Raw genomic sequence first — 19,068 nt, 5'->3', positions numbered from 1 at the left:
ATGGAACGGCCTGCGGGGAATGCTTGTCCACTCCCCACCAGCCACGGCGCCGTCACTTCTTGCCGTAATATTCCTTGAGCTTGTCCTCGGGCAGTTCGCTCGGCCACCAGACATTGGCCGTCAAATCGTCGCGGTAGTATTTGGCGGCCTTGTGCTTATCCCAGCCGTCGGGGTTGTAGACATAGCGCTTGTAGAGTTGTTGACCCTCGAGCAGAGCGACAGCGGCGCGCACGCCGGCCGCACCCTGAGCGGGGCTGTATTCCGGCGAGATCGACTTGAATCCGTCCGTGATCCACTGGCCGAAATAGCCATTGTTGCCCTCGCCGGAAATCGGCGGAACGGGCGTGCCGAACTGCTTGAAGACATCGACGCAGGCACGCGTCATGTCGGCGCCCGACGACCAGATGCCATCGACCTGCGGATTGTTCAAATAGAGCGTCTCGCACAGCTTCTTGGCCTTGTCATACTGCCAGTCGCCATGCTCCTCGGCGATGATCTGCACATGCGTGCCCTTGAGCGATTCCAAGAGGCCGTTGTAGCGGTTGGTGTCTTCCGGATGGCCGGCCAGGCCACGCAGGACCCAGATCTTGCCGTTGTCGCCAACGGTCTTCACCAGCCAGTCGCCCATCACCTTGCCGAAGTGCTCGGCGCCGCCCTGGATCTCGGTGGTGTAGGCATCGGAATCGATGCGGCCGGTGTGAAGGATGACGGGGATGCCGGCGGCGACCGCCTTGGCGATGCTGGCATTCGCCGATGTGCTGGTCACCGGCTGAACGATGATCGCGTCGACATGCTGCGCGATCAGATCCTCGATATCGGCCACCTGTTTCTTCTGGTCGAAGCCGGCATCGAGCAGGATGAATTTCGAGATGCGCTTGTCCTTGGCCGCGGCATTTTCCGCCTCATGCGCCACCTGCACCGTCCAGGTGTTGGCGTTGACGCCGAAGTCGCTCATGCCGATGACCCAGGGCGGGTCCTTCTTGAACGCGCCGGCCGCGGTCATGCGCGTGTCGTCGGGGCGTGGCGCGACGCCGTCCATCAGCTTGACATCTTCCGCATGCGCCAGGGACGACACGGCAAGCGCTGATACGACGAGCACTCCCAGACCGACGGTTTTCAGCAATCCTAACATTGAATTCTCCTCCTTGTGGTTGCCCCGGCCTTACGAATTCGCACGGGCCGCGAGACGCTCTCCCAATGCATGCTCGTCGTCGCAAACCGACCGATGCACGCAATTCTCCCGCCCCCGAACACATGCGTGTCGAGGTCCAACCTGGGCTGGACGATGGTGACGGTTGAGAACTCCTCCGGGCACTTTAGAAGCACAGCGGATTCGGCCTGTCAATAGTTAGTCATGTTGAATGACTATTCTCTTGCTTGCCTTTCATCGCTCCTCTATCCATCATGAATGGCGCTCGCCGGTATCGGCGCGCTGTCAGTCCCGGCGGGAAAAACATGCGATCAGTCTTGTGTTATGGCGATTCCAACACGCACGGCCAGATCCCCGGCAGGGGGCCGCTCGAGCGCTATGGTCCGGGTGAGCGCTGGCCAGGGATACTGCGCACTCAGCTAGGCGCCGATTGGTATGTCATCGAGGAGGGATTGAGCGGCCGGACCACTGTCCACGACGATCCGATCGAGGGCGCCCACAAGAACGGCCGGACCTATCTTCGCCCTTGCCTGCAGAGCCATGCGACGCTCGACCTCGTCATCATCATGCTCGGCACCAACGACCTGAAGATCCGCTTTAACAAGCCGCCGTCGGAAGTGGCGATGGGGATCGGCTGCCTCGTCTACGACATCAAGGAGCTGGCGCCCGGACCGGGCGGCTCGACGCCCGAGATCATGATCGTGGCGCCGCCGCCGATGCAGGACGACGTCAAGGAATGGAAGTCCATCTTCGCCGGCGCGCCGGAGAAATCGCGCCTGCTGGCGCTCGAGTTCGAGGTTCTGGCGGACTCGCTCGAACTGCACTTTTTCGATGCCGGCTCGGTGGTGTCGTGCAGCGAGGCGGACGGCTTTCACATCGATGCCGAGGCGCACAGATTGCTGGGCACCGCACTCGCCCGCGCGGTCGATGCCATCGGCTGGAGCCGCTCGACATGAGCAACCATGCCGCCGCCAGGCAACGCGCTCTTACCGACGGGGCGACCCTTGCCTGACATGAGATTCGCACCACCCAATCCCTTGCGCATCGCCGATCGTGCGAGCGGGCTGAATGCGTTGAGCGTGCGCAGCTACAATGAGCGGCTGGTGCTGTCGCTGCTGCTGCAGAACGAAGGCATTTCGCGGATGGAAATCGGCGAGAAGACTGGCCTGTCGGCGCAAACGGCCTCGGTCATCGTCCGCTCGCTTGAGCAGGAAGGCCTGGTCTCGCAGGGCGAGGCGCAGCGCGGCCGCGTCGGTCCGCCCACCATCCCGCTTTCGCTCAACCCGGAGGGCGCCTATGCGGTTGGCGTCGGCTTCAGCCGGCGCAGGATCGACATCGCGCTCATCGACTTCATTGGCACCGTGCGCTTCCACAAGCAGTTGCCGGCGGATGAAGCCAATCCGTTTCCGCAAAGCAGCGATTTGCTGGGGGCGATCGGGCAAGCCATGACGAGCCTGCCGGTCGACGCGCGCAGCCGCGTTGCCGGCATCGGACTGGCTGTTCCCGACGAAGTCGACGCGATGGCTGCAATTCGTAACGGATCGAGCACTTCCCTCAAGGCTCTGCAAGGCGAGATCGAAGAGCAGAGCAAGCTGCCGGTTTTCGTCCAGAACGACATCACCGCGGCGGCCGGCGGCGAAAGCATGTTCGGCGTCGCCAAGCCGCTCAACGACTATTTGTTCTTCTATCTCGGAGCACGGCTGCAGAGCAGGCTCATCCTCAACCACCAGATCTACAAGGGAAACTCCAGCGCCAGCTTCGATCATGGCCTTGTGCGCCTGGAGAGCGAACTGACAATGCGCGGGCGCCCGTCCGAAATCATCTGGAGTAGCAGCCCTGAATGGCCGGACCTCGGCGAGGCCTACAGCGAATGGCTGGGGGAATGCTCCAACCGCCTGAAAGCCTCGATCTCCGCACTGACCCAGTTTGTCGAATTCAGGACGGTCGTCCTGTCCAGCTACGCGCCGCAGAAAATCGCCAAGGCCTTGTGCGGCGACATCAGCCGGGAATTCGCCACCATCGAAGCGTTGCCGGCGCGCGTCACCATCAGCCCGAAGGCTGTCGGCGCGGCAAGCCTGCCGTTCAGTTCGCGCTTCATGATCCAGTGATCGAGCCAAACCGGCGCTGCCGGCCGGCCGATACGGACTCTCTGCAGGTCCATCGATGATTTTCAAATGACCAGGCGATTCCACTTGCCAGGCGGCCTCACTTAATAGCATGTTAAGTGAACCCTGAGATCGCCATGAAGATTGCCGAGGATCACATCCCAGACGATAGCGCCGCGTCCAGCGCGGAAGCGCGCCGCTCGACGGTGTTGGGCGATCGCATTAAGGCCTATCGCACCACGCGGCGCCTGACGCTGCGCCAACTCGGCGACATGATCGGCACCACGGCCAGTTTCCTGAGCCAGCTCGAGCGTGGCCTTTCGGGCGCCAACACCAGCACGCTAATGCTGATCGCCAATTCGCTCGGCATCAGCCTCGCCGATCTTTTCGACGAATGCGAAGTCTCGCCGCACGCGGTGCTGACACGCGCCGAGCGGCCGGCCCTGCCGACCAGCGAAGGCTACCGCAAGACGCTGCTGTCGCGCCGGCCGATTCGGGAGATGGAAGTCTATTGCGGCGAATTCGCCGTCGGCGGCTCGACCGGCGACGTGCCCTATACGCATGGCAACGCGCACGAAATGTTCCTCGTGCTGCGCGGGCGCGTGCAGCTGACGCTCGGCGACGAGAGCTTCACCCTGGAAGTGGGCGACAGCATCGAATATTCGACCTCGGCGCCGCACAGGACCATCAATGTCGGCGACACGGTGGCCGAAGTGCTCTGGATCATCGCGCCGCCGACAAGCGGCGCTGTCGATCTCGACCAATATGTAGCCCGGAAAACGCTCGCATCCGGTCTGCCAAAATCAAACAGCGAGCCATCGGAGGATTAGAAAAATGGGAAGCAGATCAAGATTGGCCGGATTTCTCAGTGCCGCCGCGATGGCCTTGCTTGCGGCCGCCGCTCACGCGCAGAACGCACCGCCGGCCGGGACCGTCGTCGACGGGTCGCTGAAGGGCAAGACGCTGACCTTCGTCTCCTATGGCGGCATCTACCAGGACGGCCAGGTCGCGGCCCTCAAGGAGTTCGTCGACAAGAGCGGCGTCAAGCTGCTGAACGACGGACCGACCGAAATCGCCAAGCTCCAGGCGCAGGTGGAGTCCGGCAATGTGACCTGGGATGTCGTCGATACGGACGATTTTCCGCCCTTCGTGCATTGCGGAAAACTGTTCCAGAAGCTCGACCTGACCAAGCTCGACATTTCGCACATCCCGGCCGGACAGGTCGGCGAGTGCAGCGTGCCGGCGATGAACTACGGCATGGTGCTGATGTACAAGAACGACAAGTACAAGGATAACCCGCCCAAGGACTGGAAGGATTTCTTCGACACCGCGAAATTCCCCGGCACGCGCGCCATCGACGGCAGCGGCAGCCCGATCGGCGGCCTGATCGAACAGGCCATCCTGGCCGATGGCGGCTCGGTCGACGCCATGACGGCGGCCGACATCGACAAGGGCATCGCCAAGATCAAGGCGATCGGTCCGGACACCATCTTCTGGAAGACCGGCGCCGAATCCCAGCAGCTCGCTGAATCCGGCGAGGCCGACATGATCATCATGTGGACCGGCCGCGCCATGACCGCTGTCAAGAACGGCGCTGCCTACACGCCGGCCTGGAAGGACTGGCTGGTCGTCATGGATCAGATGACCATCCCGGTCGGCGCCAAGGACACCGACGCCTCCTATGCGCTGATCAACGCCTATCTCGGCAAGAAGTCGCAGGAGATCCTGACCGAGCAGACGTCCTACTCGCCGATCAACAATGAGGCACAGCCCAAGGTGGACGCCTCCGTCGCCGCCTTCCTGACCAACACGCCGGACCACGCCAAGCTCGGCTATCAGCAGAACATCAAGTTCTGGGTCGCAAACTTCGCGACGGCATCCGACAAGTGGACGGCACTGATGGCCGGCAACTGAGCCGGCTACAGCCAAGGTGAAGGCGTGAGCCGGACATCGCGTACATCGACGGCCGGGCATGAAAATTCCCGGCCGTCAGGCGCCGTGCGGGGGCCGCAACGGCGCCTGCGCCTTGCCGCCTATCCTTCGCTGCTGGCGATGCCGGCCCTGCTCCTGCTTATCGCCGCTATGGGCTATCCCTTGCTGACCGTCACGCTGCGCAGTTTTTCGGACCCGGCCTGGGGCCTGCAGAACTACGTCTGGTTCTTCTCCACGCCGGTGAACGTCACTGTCCTGTGGCGCACCTTTTCCATCGCCGCCTGGGTCACCATCGTCTGCGTCATCGCCGCCTACCCCTACGCTTATCTCATGACGGCGGTCGGGCCGCGCCTGCGGCTGGTCCTCATCCTGTGCGTGCTGGTGCCGTTCTGGGTCAGCGGCGTGGTGCGCACCCTGGCCTGGGTCATCCTGCTGCAGGATTCCGGCATCATCAATTCGGTGATCAGGCTGCTCGGCTTTGACGGCGTGAAGCTGATCCGCACGCAGACCGGCGTCGTCATCGGCATGGCGCAGGTGTTGCTGCCGTTCATGATCCTGCCGCTCTATTCGGTCATGCGCGGCATCGATTTGCGCCTCGTGCAAGCGGCGCGCAGCCTCGGTGCGCGCCCGGCACGCGCCTTCCTGCAGATCTATCTGCCGCTGTCGCTGCCCGGCGTCTTTGCCGGCGCCATCATCGTCTTCATCCTGTCGCTCGGCTTCTACATCACCCCTGCCCTGCTCGGCGGCCCGCGCAGCACCATGCTGTCGACGCTGGTGCAGAGCCAGGTGCTTAGCCTGCTCAACTGGGGCCGTGGCGGCGCCATGGGCGTCGTGCTGCTGGTCGCGACGTTCGTGCTTCTGGCGCTCGCCGCACCGCTGATGCGCCAGCGCCACAAGCAGGCGTCCAGATCATGAGACTGGCACCGTTCCGCATTCTGCTCGGCCTGTTCTGCCTACTGGTCGCCGTATGGCTGGTGATGCCGACGCTGGTCATCATCCCGATGTCGTTCAACGAGAAGAAGTCGCTTGCCTTCCCGCCGTCCGGCTTCTCGTGGCAGTGGTACGCGAATTTCTTCACCAACCCCGACTGGCTGTCGAGCTTCTTCAATTCGCTCAGGGTCGCCGGCCTCGTCGCCATCGCCGCCACGCTGATCGGCACGCTGGCGTCGCTTGGCCTCAGCCGCATGAAACATTCCGGCGCCGGCCTGCTGCGCGCCATCCTGATCACGCCGATGATCGTGCCCGGCGTGGTGCTGGCGATCGGCATCTATGCCGTTTACCTCGACTACCAGCTTGTCGGCACCACCACCGGCTTCGTCATCGCGCACACGATGCTGGCGATCCCCTTCGTCATCATCGCCGTATCGGCAAGCCTCGAAGTCTTCGACGTGCGGCTGGAAACGGCGGCGGCCAGCCTCGGCGCCGACCGCTTCACCACGTTCCGCACCGTGACCTTGCCGCTGATCGCGCCCGGCATCCTGTCGGGGCTTTTGTTTGCCTTCGTCACCTCCTTCGATGAAATCATCGTCGCGCTGTTCATCACCAGCCCCTACCTCAAGACCTTGCCGGTGCAGATCTTCACCAGCATCACCCGCGACGCCGACCCGACGGTGACGGCCGTCGGAACCATCATCTTCATTGCCACGACGCTGATCATCAGCGCCGGGCTGATCATCAGCTCGAAATCGACGAGGAGTTGAGATGACTGCGAGGGAACGTGGCGCGGCCATCGACATCAAGGGCGCAACCAAGCGCTACGGCAATTTCACCGCGCTCGACGATGTCAGCCTGCATATCGAGCCCGGCGAGTTCATGACGCTGCTGGGGCCCAGCGGCTCGGGCAAGACGACCACGCTCAACGTCGTTGCGGGCTTCACCGACCTCACCGCAGGCGATCTTGCCGTCGGCGGCAACAGCATCGTCGCCCTGCCGGCGCACAAGCGCAACATCGGCGTCGTGTTCCAGCACTACGCGCTGTTCCCGCACATGACGGTCGGCAAGAACGTCGCCTATCCCCTCACCTTGCGCGGCATGGACAAGCAGGCGCGCGACCGTCTCGTCGTACGAGCGCTCGACATGGTCAAGATGGCCGACTTCGCGCATCGTTATCCCTCGGAGCTCTCCGGCGGCCAGCAGCAGCGCGTGGCGCTGGCGCGCGCCATCGTCTTCGATCCGCCCTTGCTGCTGATGGACGAGCCGCTCGGCGCGCTCGACAAGAAACTGCGCGAATGGCTGCAGCTGGAGATCAAGCGTATCCACCGCGAGCTCGGCACCACCTTCGTCTATGTGACGCACGACCAGGAGGAGGCGCTGGTTCTGTCCAACCGCATCGCCGTGTTCAATCAGGGGCGCATCGAGCAGGTCGGAACCGGGCGCCAGCTCTATGACGAGCCGGCGACACTGTTCGTGGCGAAATTCATCGGTGAATCGACCAGCTTGCGTGGCGCTGCCCAGACGTCCGGAGGTGAGACCAGTTTGACGATCGCCGGCCAGAAGATCGTTGCCGGCGGCAAGCTCGCCGGCGGCCAGAAACCGGTGGTCCTGCTGCGGCCGGAAAAGCTTTCACTCGCCACCACGAACACGCCGCCCGCCGCCGGGCAGAACAGCCTGACCGGTCAGGTCAGCGAAGCGATTTATCTGGGGTCAGGTTCGAAATACCAGGTGACGCTTCGCGACGGCTCGGTCGCCATCGTGCGCGCCTCCCTGGAAGCCAAGCCTTTCGCCATTGGCGAAGAGGTCGATCTGCGCTGGTCGGTAGTCGATGCAAAACTTCTTGCCGACGACGATCGCGCCGACATGACGATGACCTGATCGCTCTTTTCCCCGCAGGATTTTTAGACATGGACGCCAAAGTCAACGGCAACGTCTCGTTCTGGTATGCCGACATCGGGCTGCCGGCCTATCGCGCGCCGCTCCCGGGTGACCTCGAAGCCGATGTCTGCATTGTCGGCGCCGGCTACACCGGCCTGTGGACGGCCTACTATCTGAAGAAGGCCGATCCTTCGATCCGCATCGCCATCGTCGAAAGGGAGTTCGCCGGCTTCGGCGCGTCGGGCCGCAATGGTGGTTGGCTGTCCGGCGGCTTCAGCTGGTCGCGCGAGAAATATCTGCGGACATCGACGCGGGGCGCCGTCATCGACATGGAAACGGCCATGCATGGCACGGTCGACGAAGTGATAGAGGTGACCGAGGCCGAAGGCATCGATGCCGACATCCGCCGCGTCGACAATCTGACGGTCGCCACCAACCCGCCGCAGCTCGAACGGATCAAGGCCGCCTATGCCGATGCGATCGGCTGGAGCGTGCCGCAGGACCGCGTCAGCCTGATCGGTCAGGAAGAGGCCAGAGCCCGCATCAACATCAAAAATGTGCTTGGCGGCTATATCCACCACGGCACCGCACGCGTGCAGCCAGCCAAGCTGGTGCGCGGCTTGTCCGAAGCCGTCGAACGCATTGGCGTGCCGATCTACGAGCAGACCACCGTGACCGGCATCGAGAAGGGCAAGGTCACGACGAACCGCGGCACCGTGCGCGCGCCGATCATCATCCGCGCCACGGAAGGGTTCACGGCCGGCATATCAGGCAATGAGCGGCTCTGGCTGCCGCTCAACAGCGCGCAGATCATCACCGAACCGCTGCCGCAATCCTTGTGGGACGAGATCGGCTGGCAAGGCCACGAGCTTCTGGGCGATGCCGCGCACGCCTATTGCTATGCCCAGCGCACCCGGGAAGGCCGCATCACCATGGGCGGGCGCGGCGTGCCCTATCGCTACGGCTCGCAGACCGATGTGCGCGGCCAGACGCAGCAGGCGACGATCGAAAGCCTGCACGCGATCCTCACCCGCCTACTGCCGCAGACAGCCAAGCTTCGCATCGACCACGCCTGGTGCGGCGTGCTGGGCGTGCCGCGCGACTGGTGCACGACATCGGGCCTCGACCTTGAGACCGGCATCGGCTGGGCCGGCGGCTATGTCGGGCTTGGCGTGTCAAGCTCGAACCTTTCGGGGCGGACGCTGCGCGACCTCATACTGCGCCGCGACACCGAACTGACCCGCCTGCCCTGGGTCAACCGTCAGGTCAGCAAATGGGAGCCCGAGCCGATGCGCTGGCTCGGCGTCCATTCGATGTATCAGCTCTACCGCGTCGCCGACGAGCGCGAGGAAGCCGGCCTCCAGCACACGTCGAAACTGGCCGCGATCGCCGACCGCATCACCGGGCATTGAGCCTCGGAGCGATTCCAAAACTTTCTTCATTTTCAGTGCCTGCCCGGAGACTGCCATGACCGACTTCCAGACCTTCGCCCACCTCGCCTCCATCGATCTCGGCGAGCCCGAGCCCAAGCCGACCTCGATCAGCGGCGATCAGTGCGAAGCCTCGAAGACGCTGTGGACCTCGCCGGACGGCATGCTGGAAGTTGGCGTCTGGGAGTGCACATCAGGCCGCTTCACCGCCTCGCGCGACAGCAATTCCGAAACCTGCCACATCGTGTCAGGCCGGGTCTCGCTGCATGGTCCCGATGGCCGCAGCGAGGACGTCGGTCCGGGCGAAATGCTGGTGCTGCCGAAAGGCTGGAAAGGCGAATGGACGATCCACGAGAAGACGCGCAAGCTCTATATCCTGCACTTCGAGGCGTGAGCTGACTGGAACAGCCGCTACTCGTCGTCTGAACGATCATCTTCGGCAACAACAGGCTTGCCTTCTATCGCCTGCCGCAAGGCGTCGTTGATGCGGTCCTGCCAGCCCGGCCCATCCTCCTGGAAGTGGTCCAGCACCGCGCGATCTATCCGGATCGAAACAAGCTCCCTGACGCCTGGAGCGGCGGAGGGCTCACGAACCGGCGCGGCCGGCTTCTTCACCGGCTTGAAAGCCGCCTCGGCGGCCGTCATCGGATTTGTCGGTCGACGCGGGGGATTTGCCATTGGATGACCCTGACTGAAGACGATTCGTGCACGACGTGGCACGCTTGCGCCACCATAGCCCAACCAGCGCCGTCGCGCAGGCCCCTTTGGTCGGGACAATCACTCGGCTGCTTGAAGACTCTGCGCGTCGATGATGACCCTGATCTCGGCACGGCAGGAGCCGCAATTCGTGCCGGCATGCAGGGCCGCGCCGATTGCCGCAACGCTGCCGCAGCCGCCGCGCACCGCTTCCGCGATCTGGTTGGCGCCGACGCCGAAGCAGGAGCAGACGATGGCGCCGCGATCGACGTCGATCCCGCCCGGCCGCCCGGCCACGATAGCCAGCCTGCCGCGGCGGTCGACATGATCGGCACTCAACTGTTCCGCTGCCCAGCCACGCGACACGGCAACGGGCCCGGACGCGACGAACAAGGCGCCTGACAGTTGGTCGCCGTCGAAGGCGGCGATGCGATGCTGGCCGGCGTCGCGGTCATGATAGGCGAGGATTTCGGCGCCCGGTGACGTGCCGAACAAGGACCCTGCGAAGCCGGCCCAGTCGATACCGTCATCGCCAAAGGCAAGCTCTACCCGCCAGCCGCCCTTGCATTTGGCCACCGCCCAGTAGGTCGCGGTATCGGGCTCAGGCCTGCGCCGTGTCACGGCGAAGCCAAAGGCTTTTGCGGCGAATTTCTCGATGCGGGCGGCGACATGTTTCAGCGCCGGCTGGCCGGAAATGGGATCGGTGAGCGGCGCGGTCAGCGTGTCGAGCCGGCCCTTTGCCGAGAACTGATCGGTCCAGTGCATCGGCGCAAACAGGCTGCCCTGGCGCTGGCGCGCCGTCACCAGCGCGCGGACCAGCACGTCGCCGCGCGAGCTGGAAATGCGCACGATGTCGGCGTCGCCGATGCCGAAGCGCTGCGCATCCACCGGGTGGATCTCGACGAAGGGCTCGGCGATGTGCTGCGACAAACGCGGGCTTTTGCCGGTTCGCGTCATGGTATGCCAATGGTCGCGGATACGGCCGGTATTGAGGATCAGCGGATAGTCCGGACTAGTGCGGACTTCCGTGGTCGGACGGATGGCGATGAAGCACGCCTTGCGGTCGGGTGTGTAGAAATCGCCGTTGGCGAAGAAGCGGGTGGTAAAAGAGCCACGTCCGACCTGAGCGCTCTCCTCAGGCTGACGTCCAGCTTGAACACCCCCCTCTGGCCTGCCGGCCATCTCCCCCGCAAGGGGGGAGATTGGCGGTTCAGGCGTTGCCGCCATTCCTGCAACATTGGCGATTGGCGAAGGCAGGGATGCCGTCGGATCTCCCTCCTTGCGGGGGAGATGGCCGGCAGGCCAGAGGGGGGTGGCTGGGCTCGGCGCTGGCCATTGGAACGGCTCAAGCGCCTCATACGCCTCCGCATCAATCCCGGCATAAGCCCCAATATCGAAATCCCGCGCTCCATCATTCTCGAACCCCGATAGCGCGGCATGCTCGGCAAACACCTCCCCTGGCGTCGCATAGGAAAACGCCTCGCCAAACCCCATCCTTTTGCCCACCTCGGCAACAATCCGCCAGTCCGGCAGCACTTCTCCGGGCAGGTCCAAAAAAGCACGCTGGCGCAACACACGGCGCTCTGAATTGGTGACGGTGCCATCCTTCTCGCCCCAGGCGGCGGCGGGCAGCCGGACATGGGCGTGGCGGACGGTGTCGGTCTGGGCCAGCACGTCCGACACCACCACGAACGGGCACGCCTTGATCGCCGCCTCGACGGCATCGGCGTCCGGCATCGAATCGACCGGGTTGGTGGCCATGATCCACAGCGCCTTGATCCGCCCGTCGGCCAGCGCCTGGAACATCTCGACTGCCTTGAGACCGGACTTTTGCGCGATATCAGGCGCCTTCCAGAAGCGCTGCACGCGGTCGCGATGATCGGGGTTTTCGATCTCCATATGCGCGGCCAGCATGTTGGCCATGCCGCCGACCTCGCGGCCGCCCATGGCGTTGGGCTGGCCGGTCACCGAAAACGGCCCTGCACCGGGTTTGCCGATTCGGCCGGTGGCGAGATGGCAATTGATGATGGCGTTGACCTTATCGGTGCCTGAAGACGACTGGTTCACCCCCTGGCTGTAGACGGTCACCGTTTTGGCGGTCGCCGAAAACAGGCTGTAGAAGCGGCCAAGCTCGTCCTCGCTCAGGCCGCTGGCGACGGCGACGCCGGACAGGTCGAGCGCGGAGGCTGCGAAAAGCGCTTGCCCGAAGCCGGTCGTGTGCGTCGTGATGTAAGCCCGGTCGAGCACATTGTGCTGGCCGAGATAGGCGAGCAGCCCGGTGAACAGGGCGACGTCGCCATCCGGCGCGATCGCCAGGTGCATGTCGGCGATGTCAGCGGTCATGGTGCGGCGCGGGTCGACCAGCACGATCTTCATCTCCGGCCGCTTTTCCCGGGCCGCCGCGATGCGCTGGTAGAGCACGGGATGACACCAGGCGAGATTGGAGCCGACCAGCACGATGAGATCGGCTAGCTCCAGGTCGTCATAGGTTCCCGGCACGGTGTCGGAGCCGAAGGCGCGGCGGTGGCCGGCAACCGAGGAGGCCATGCAAAGCCGCGAGTTGGTGTCGATGTTGGCCGAGCCGACAAAGCCCTTCATCAGCTTGTTGGCGACGTAATAGTCCTCGGTCAGCAACTGGCCGGAGACATAGAAGGCAACCGAATCCGGGCCATGCTCGGCGATGGTTTGCGAGAAGGTCGAGGCGACAAGGTCGAGCGCCTCGTCCCAGCCGGCGCGGCGGCCGTGGACCTCCGGATGCAGCAGCCTGCCATCGAGGTCGATGGTCTCGGCCAGTGCCGAGCCCTTGGAGCAGAGCCGGCCGAAATTGGCCGGGTGGTCGGGGTCGCCACGCACGGACACTTGCCCGCCCGCTGCGGCCTTCGCCAGCACGCCGCAGCCCACTCCGCAATAGGGGCAGGTGGTCCTCACCTCGCGCGCTTCGTCGATCTCCATGGGTTCAGGCCGCGCGGCTGGCCAGCGCTTCCAGCGCAATGAACAGATGCTCGCCTTCGACCCGCACCGGAATGGTGCGCACCGCGCCCTCGTCGGCGCCGAGCGCCTTGCCCGTCTCCAGCGAAATCACCCAATTGTGCAAGGGACAGGTCACCGACGTCCCGTGCACGATGCCCTGGCTGAGTGGTCCACCCTTGTGCGGGCAATGGTCGTCGATGGCGTAGACCTGATCGTCGGCGGTGCGGAAGACCGCGATTTTCCCTTCGGGCGTTGCGACGCAGCGCGCGCCGCGGCGGGGGATGTCGGAGATGGAGCCGATTGATACCCAGTTCATGTGGTTGCCCTCGCCTCTGCTTGATCGGAAGGCGCCCAGGCACCCCCCTCTGTCCTGCCGGACATCTCCCCCGCAAGGGGGGAGATTGGCAGCTTCAATGACGGCGACCGTCCTGCAACGTTGGAGATTGGCGAAGGCCGAAACGACATTCGATCTCCCCCCTTGCGGGGGAGATGGTCGGCAGGCCAGAGGGGGGCGGCTCGCGCAGACATCTCCATCACTCCGCCGCCTGCGCAAACCCGACCGAGGCCATCGGCCGAAATTCGTGCTTGTCCTTGCCGGAAACGCGTTCCGACCACGGGTCGACCTGGGCGAATTTCTGGCTGAAGACGAAGCGCTCGTAATAAGCCTTGCGCTTCTCGCCATCGTCCATGATCTGACGCTTGATCTCGGGGATGCCGATGCGCTTGGCCCATTTGTAGATGCGCTCGAGATAGCGGCCCTGCTCGCGATACATCTGCGTCAGCGCCACGATATGCTCCAGCGCCTCATCCTCGGTCTTGACCAGGCCGAGCACCTCGGTGCCCTTGATGTCGAGGCCGGCCGCCCCGGCAAAATGGATTTCGTAGCCGGAGTCGACGCAGATGACGCCAACATCCTTGCAGGTCGCTTCGGCGCAGTTGCGCGGACAGCCCGACACTGCCATCTTGACCTTGGCCGGCGTCCACGAGCCCCACATGAATTTTTCGATGCGGACGCCGAAGCCCGTCGAATCCTGCGTGCCGAAGCGGCACCAGTCCGAGCCGACGCAGGTCTTCACCGTGCGCAGGCCCTTGGCATAGGCGTGGCCGGAAACGAAGCCGGCCTGGCCGAGATCGGCCCACACCGCCGGCAGGTCCTCCTTGCGGATGCCGAGCATATCGATGCGCTGGCCGCCGGTGACCTTGACCATCGGGATTTCGAACTTGTCGACGACGTCGGCAATGGCGCGCAGTTCGGCGGCGTTGGTCACTCCGCCCCACATGCGCGGCACCACCGAATAGGTGCCGTCCTTCTGGATGTTGGCGTGGACGCGCTCGTTGATGAAGCGCGACTGGTAGTCGTCGGCGTAGTCGTCCGGCCAGTCGCAGACGAGATAGTAGTTCAGCGCCGGCCGGCATTTGGCGCAGCCGCAAGAGGTCGTCCATTCCAGTTCCTGCATGACGGCGGGAATGGTCTTCAGGCGCTTGGCGATGATCAGCCGGCGCACCTCGTCATGACCAAGCGTCGTGCAGCCGCACATCGGCTGCACCGCCGCCGGATTGTATTTGTCGCCGATGGTCAGCACCATGAGCTTCTCGACCAGCCCGGTGCAGGAGCCGCAGGAGGCCGAGGCCTTGGTGTGGGCACGCACGTCGTCGAGCGAGTTCAGGCCCTTGGCCGTGATCGCGCCGGTGATCTTTCCCTTGCAAACGCCGTTGCAGCCGCAGATTTCCGCATCATCCGGCAAGGCTGCAACGGCCGCCATAGGGTCCAGCGGGGCACCCCCCTGGTAGGACTGGCCGAAGATGAGCGTGTCGCGCATTTCGGAAATGTCGGTCTGCTTCTTCTTGAGGTCGTTGAACCAGGCGCCGTCAGCCGTCTCGCCATAGAGCACGGTGCCGATGATGCGGTCATCCTTCAGCACCAGGCGCTTGTAGACGCCGGCGGCGGCGTCGCGCAGCACGATCTCCTGGCGATCCTCGCCCTCGGCGAAGTCGCCGAGCGAGAACAGCTCGATGCCGGTGACCTTGAGCTTGGTCGGCGTGTCCGTATGGACGAAGGCCGCCGCCTGGTTGCCGGCCAGCTGGCTGGCTGTAACGCGCGCCATCTCGTAGAGCGGTGCGACGAGGCCATAGACCTGCCCGTTGACCTCGGCGCATTCGCCGAGCGCGTAGATGTCGGGATCGTTGCTGCGCATGCCGGCGTCGACGACGATGCCCCTGTTGACGGCGATGCCGGCCTGTTTGGCCAGCGCCGAATTCGGCCTGATGCCAACGGCCATCACCACAAGCGTTGCTGGGATAATGGTGCCGTCAGCAAGCTCCACCTGCCCGACCTTGCCGTTGCCTGTGATCGCCTGCGTGTTGGCCTTGGTGATGACCTTGATGCCGCGCTGCTCCACCGCGCGCTGCAGCAGATAGCCGGCCGCCAGATCGAGCTGGCGCTCCATCAAGGTCGGCATGACATGCAGCACGGTGACGTCCATGCCTTGTGCGTTCAAGCCCGCCGCCGCCTCCAGCCCGAGCAGGCCGCCGCCGATGACCACCGCCTTGGCCCGCGACTGGGCGGCAAGCATCATCGCCTGCACGTCGTCGAGATCGCGATAGGTCAGCACGCCCGGCAGGTCATGGCCGGGCACCGGAATGATGAACGGCACCGAGCCGGTGGCGATGACGAGCTTGTCGTAGGGCTCGGTCACGCCATGATCGGACGTGACGGTCTTCGCTGACCGATCGATGGTGACGATCTTGTGGCCCTTGTAGAGGGTGATGTTGTTGGCGATGTACCAGCCGTCGCCGTGGATGATGATCTCCTCATAGGCTTTCTCGCCCGACAGCACCGGCGACAGCATGATGCGATCGTAGTTGACGCGCGGCTCGGCGTTGAAGATGGTGACGGTGTAGCGGCCCGGCGCCTGTTCCAGCAGGTGCTCGAGCATGCGCCCGGGGGCCATGCCGTTGCCGATGATGACAAGTCTTTCGCTCATGGTGCTACTCCGCGGCTTCGACGAAGCGGTGGCGTTCGTAGAGGAACTTCAGCACCGCCTCGCGGCAGCGCAGGAAGGTCCGGTCGGAAGAGAGTTCGACGCGCCGGCGCGGCCGCGCCAGCGGCACGGCAAGCACTTCGCCGATGGTTGCCGCCGGGCCATTGGTCATCATGACGATGCGGTCGGAAAGCAGCACCGCCTCGTCGACATCATGGGTGATCATGATCGTCGTCGAGCCGAGCCTGGAATGGATGTCCATCACCGCGTCCTGCAGATGGGCGCGCGTCAGCGCATCGAGCGCGCCGAACGGCTCGTCGAGCAGCAGGATCTTCGGCTCCATGGCCAGCGCCCGGGCGATGCCGACACGCTGCTTCATGCCGCCCGATATCTCGGCCGGACGCTTGTCCTTGGCATGCGCCATCTGCACGAGGTCGAGATTGCGCATAATCCAGTCATGCCGCTCGGCCTTGCTCTTCGAACGACCGAAGACCTTCGACACCGCCAGATTGATGTTTTCGTAGACGGTCAGCCACGGCAAAAGGCTGTGGTTCTGGAACACCACGGCGCGTTCCGGTCCGGGGCTGTCAACCTCCTTGTCCTCAAGCAGCACGGCGCCGGCGGACACCTTGGTCAGGCCGGCGATCAGATTGAGCAAGGTCGACTTGCCACAGCCGGAATGGCCGATGATGGAGACGAATTCGCCCTTGTCGATGGTCAGCCTGATGTCCTTCAACACCTCGCTGACCTGGGCACCACGAGCGAAGGATTTGTCGATATGGTCGAGCTTCAGATAGGCCGTCATGCCCCTCTCCTCACTTTGCCGTTGTGCCGCGGGTGACGAAGGCGCCGACCGCCGCGACCAGCCGGTCGAGGCAGAAGCCGGTAACACCGATATAGGCGAGCGCGACGATGATGTCGGGCAGCCGCGACGAGTTCCACGCGTCCCAGATGAAGAAGCCGATGCCGACGCCACCGGTCAGCATTTCGGCGGCGACGATGGCGAGCCAGGACAGGCCGATACCGATCCTCAGGCCGGTAAAGATGTAGGGCGCGGCGGCCGGCACCATGATCTTGACGAAGAATTCGAACTGGTTGAGCCGCAGGATGCGCGAGACGTTGCGGTAATCCTCGGGGATGTTGCGCACGCCGACGGCGGTGTTGATGATGATTGGCCAGATCGAGGTGATGAAGATGACGAAGATCGCCGACGGGCTGGAATCGCGGAACGCAGCCAGCGACAGCGGCAACCAGGCGAGCGGCGGCACGGTGCGCAGGATCTGGAACACCGGGTCGAGGCCGCGCATCGCCCAGATCGACTGACCGACCAGCGCGCCGAGCGCGACACCGACGATCGCCGCCAGGCCGAAGCCGATGGCAACACGCTGCAGCGAGATCAGCACGCGCCATGCCAGACCGATATCCTGCGGGCCATTGTCGAAGAACGGATGCGCGATCAAATCGTAGGCCTCGTTCCACACCTGGGTCGGCGGCGGCAGGCTTGATGTCGGCGACGAACAGGCGATCTGCCAGACGACCAGCATCAGCGCGATGACGATGATGGGCGGCACCAGCGCGCTCGCCAGTTTGCCGGCAATCGCAAGCGGATCGAAGCGGCGTCGTGCCTTTGCGGTGAAGGCGATGACCTCCGCCGGCTTCGCGGGGAACGCCTTCACCTTTGTGTCCTCGATAGTCTGGATCGACATGTCTGGGAAAAACTCCTTGGGGGCAGGTAGTGATCGCAAGCGGCGCAGGACGCCGCTTGCGGTTGGGCTACGCCGAGGCCTTGATCTTCAGGCTGTCGAGATAGGCGGATGGGTTGGCCGGGTCGAAGATCTTGCCGTCGAAGAAGGTCTCGACGCCGCGCGACGACGACGCCGGAACGTCGGCCGCCGCGACTCCGAGATCCTTGGCCGCTTCGCGCCACAAATCCTCGCGGTTGACCTGATCGACCAGCGCCTTGATGTCGGTGGTCGGCGCGAACTTGCCCCAGCGGATGTTCTCGGCAAGGAACCACGCATCGTGGCTCTTGAACGGATAGGAGACGCCGCCCTTCCAGAACTTCATGTAGAGATCGCTGCCGTTGGCGACGCGGCCATTGCCGTAGTTAATGTCGCCCTTGAGCCGGCCGATGATGTCGGCGACTGGCACGTTCATCCATTGCCGCTTGCCGATGATGGCGGCCATCTCGTCCTTGTTCTCAGCGGCCTCGCACCATTGCTGGGCTTCCATGACGGCCATCAGGATCGCCTTGGTTGCGTTCGGATATTTCTCGATGAATTCGGCGCGCAGGCCGAGCGCCTTTTCCGGATGGCCCTTCCACAATTCGCCCGTCGTGGCGGCGGTGAAGCCGACGCCCTGATGGACGAGCTGCTCGTTCCACGGTTCGCCGACACAGAACACGTCCATGTTGCCGACCTTCATGTTGGCCACCATCTGCGGCGGCGGCACGACGATGGTCGAGACATCCTTGTCGGGGTCGATGCCACCGGCGGCCAGCCAGTAGCGCAGCCACAAATCATGCGTGCCGCCCGGGAAGGTCATGGCGGCCTTGATTTCCTTGCCAGCCGCTTTCTTGGCGGCAAAAGCGTCTTTCAGCTTCGAGGCGTCGAGACCGACACCGGTGCCGGCATATTCCTGGGCGACCGAAATGCCTTGGCAGTCGTAGTTGAGCCGCGCCACGATCGCCATCGGCATCGGCTGGTTGTTCTGCGTCACCTTGCCGGTGTGCATAAGGTAAGGCAGCGGCGTCAGAATATGGGCACCGTCGATGCCGTTGGCGGCGCCGCCGAGCATCAGATTGTCGCGCGTCGCGCCCCAGGAGGCCTGCTTGAGCACCTCGACATCGGGCATGCCGAACTTGGCGAACAGCCCCTTCTCCTTGGCGATCATCAGCGGTGCCGCATCGGTGAGGGCAATGAAGCCGAGCTTGGCGCCGGTGACCTCCGGAGTGGCGGTCGCGGCCCAGGGGCCGGGAGGGGAGAGGTTGCGGG

General features: G+C 64.2%; 17 protein-coding genes. 9 read left to right on the top strand and 8 right to left on the bottom strand.

The annotated features are described in order from the left end of the window. Positions 1–52 precede the first annotated feature (52 nt). Positions 53–1,132, bottom strand: coding sequence for a substrate-binding domain-containing protein (locus EOA13_RS18595; protein WP_127294775.1), 1,080 nt, complete (start codon positions 1,130–1,132; stop codon positions 53–55). Positions 1,133–1,455: 323 nt separating this feature from the next. Between EOA13_RS18595 and EOA13_RS18590 the strand changes: the two genes are divergently transcribed. The 9 genes from EOA13_RS18590 to EOA13_RS18550 all read left to right on the top strand — a co-directional run bounded on the left by EOA13_RS18590 (position 1,456) and on the right by EOA13_RS18550 (position 9,822). Further along, on the top strand, positions 1,456–2,106 hold the full coding sequence (locus EOA13_RS18590) for an SGNH/GDSL hydrolase family protein (RefSeq protein ID WP_127294773.1): 651 nt from the start codon (positions 1,456–1,458) through the stop codon (positions 2,104–2,106). A 57-nt stretch (positions 2,107–2,163) separates the two neighbouring features. After that, complete coding sequence (locus EOA13_RS18585) at positions 2,164–3,258, top strand: ROK family transcriptional regulator (RefSeq protein ID WP_127294928.1); 1,095 nt, start codon at positions 2,164–2,166, stop codon at positions 3,256–3,258. A gap of 134 nt (positions 3,259–3,392) precedes the next feature. After that, positions 3,393–4,085, top strand: coding sequence for an XRE family transcriptional regulator (locus tag EOA13_RS18580; RefSeq protein WP_127294771.1), 693 nt, complete (start codon positions 3,393–3,395; stop codon positions 4,083–4,085). A gap of 4 nt (positions 4,086–4,089) precedes the next feature. Then, positions 4,090–5,169 (top strand): extracellular solute-binding protein, encoded by a 1,080-nt coding sequence (locus EOA13_RS18575; RefSeq protein ID WP_127294769.1) that lies wholly within the window; start codon positions 4,090–4,092, stop codon positions 5,167–5,169. Between the two features lie 24 nt (positions 5,170–5,193). After that, on the top strand, positions 5,194–6,102 hold the full coding sequence (locus tag EOA13_RS18570) for an ABC transporter permease (protein WP_127294767.1): 909 nt from the start codon (positions 5,194–5,196) through the stop codon (positions 6,100–6,102). Continuing rightward, complete coding sequence (locus tag EOA13_RS18565) at positions 6,099–6,887, top strand: ABC transporter permease (protein WP_127294766.1); 789 nt, start codon at positions 6,099–6,101, stop codon at positions 6,885–6,887. Before EOA13_RS18570 ends, EOA13_RS18565 begins: the two co-directional genes overlap by 4 nt. Before the next feature lies 1 nt (position 6,888). Continuing rightward, positions 6,889–7,998 carry an ABC transporter ATP-binding protein gene (locus EOA13_RS18560; protein ID WP_127294765.1) on the top strand — a complete coding sequence of 370 codons (1,110 nt, stop codon included), beginning with the start codon at positions 6,889–6,891 and terminating at the stop codon, positions 7,996–7,998. Positions 7,999–8,027: 29 nt separating this feature from the next. Then, positions 8,028–9,410 (top strand): FAD-binding oxidoreductase, encoded by a 1,383-nt coding sequence (locus EOA13_RS18555; protein WP_127294764.1) that lies wholly within the window; start codon positions 8,028–8,030, stop codon positions 9,408–9,410. Between the two features lie 55 nt (positions 9,411–9,465). Further along, a complete protein-coding gene (locus EOA13_RS18550; RefSeq protein ID WP_127294763.1) occupies positions 9,466–9,822 on the top strand; it encodes a cupin domain-containing protein in 357 nt (118 codons plus the stop codon). A 17-nt stretch (positions 9,823–9,839) separates the two neighbouring features. Here the strand turns inward: EOA13_RS18550 and EOA13_RS18545 are convergent, their stop codons facing one another. The 7 genes from EOA13_RS18545 to EOA13_RS18515 form a co-directional block, all read right to left on the bottom strand. After that, positions 9,840–10,106 (bottom strand): BrnA antitoxin family protein, encoded by a 267-nt coding sequence (locus EOA13_RS18545; protein ID WP_023809413.1) that lies wholly within the window; start codon positions 10,104–10,106, stop codon positions 9,840–9,842. 99 nt (positions 10,107–10,205) lie between these two features. Further along, positions 10,206–13,076, bottom strand: coding sequence for a nitrate reductase (locus tag EOA13_RS18540; protein WP_127294762.1), 2,871 nt, complete (start codon positions 13,074–13,076; stop codon positions 10,206–10,208). A 4-nt stretch (positions 13,077–13,080) separates the two neighbouring features. Further along, a complete protein-coding gene (gene nirD / locus EOA13_RS18535; RefSeq protein ID WP_127294761.1) occupies positions 13,081–13,410 on the bottom strand; it encodes a nitrite reductase small subunit NirD in 330 nt (109 codons plus the stop codon). Between the two features lie 217 nt (positions 13,411–13,627). Continuing rightward, on the bottom strand, positions 13,628–16,078 hold the full coding sequence (gene nirB / locus EOA13_RS18530) for a nitrite reductase large subunit NirB (protein ID WP_127294760.1): 2,451 nt from the start codon (positions 16,076–16,078) through the stop codon (positions 13,628–13,630). Between the two features lie 4 nt (positions 16,079–16,082). After that, positions 16,083–16,880, bottom strand: a complete 798-nt coding sequence (locus tag EOA13_RS18525; RefSeq protein WP_127294759.1) for an ABC transporter ATP-binding protein — start codon at positions 16,878–16,880, stop codon at positions 16,083–16,085. 10 nt (positions 16,881–16,890) lie between these two features. After that, on the bottom strand, positions 16,891–17,781 hold the full coding sequence (gene ntrB, locus EOA13_RS18520; RefSeq protein WP_127294758.1) for a nitrate ABC transporter permease: 891 nt from the start codon (positions 17,779–17,781) through the stop codon (positions 16,891–16,893). Positions 17,782–17,848: 67 nt separating this feature from the next. Continuing rightward, positions 17,849–19,068 (bottom strand): CmpA/NrtA family ABC transporter substrate-binding protein (locus tag EOA13_RS18515; protein ID WP_164780161.1); only part of this gene is annotated, 1,220 nt, incomplete at its 5' end.

Origin of the sequence: Mesorhizobium sp. M7A.F.Ca.US.011.01.1.1 (genome assembly GCF_003998295.1) — a bacterium.
GTDB lineage: Bacteria > Pseudomonadota > Alphaproteobacteria > Rhizobiales > Rhizobiaceae > Mesorhizobium.
This window is presented reverse-complemented; position numbering and strand designations above follow the sequence as displayed.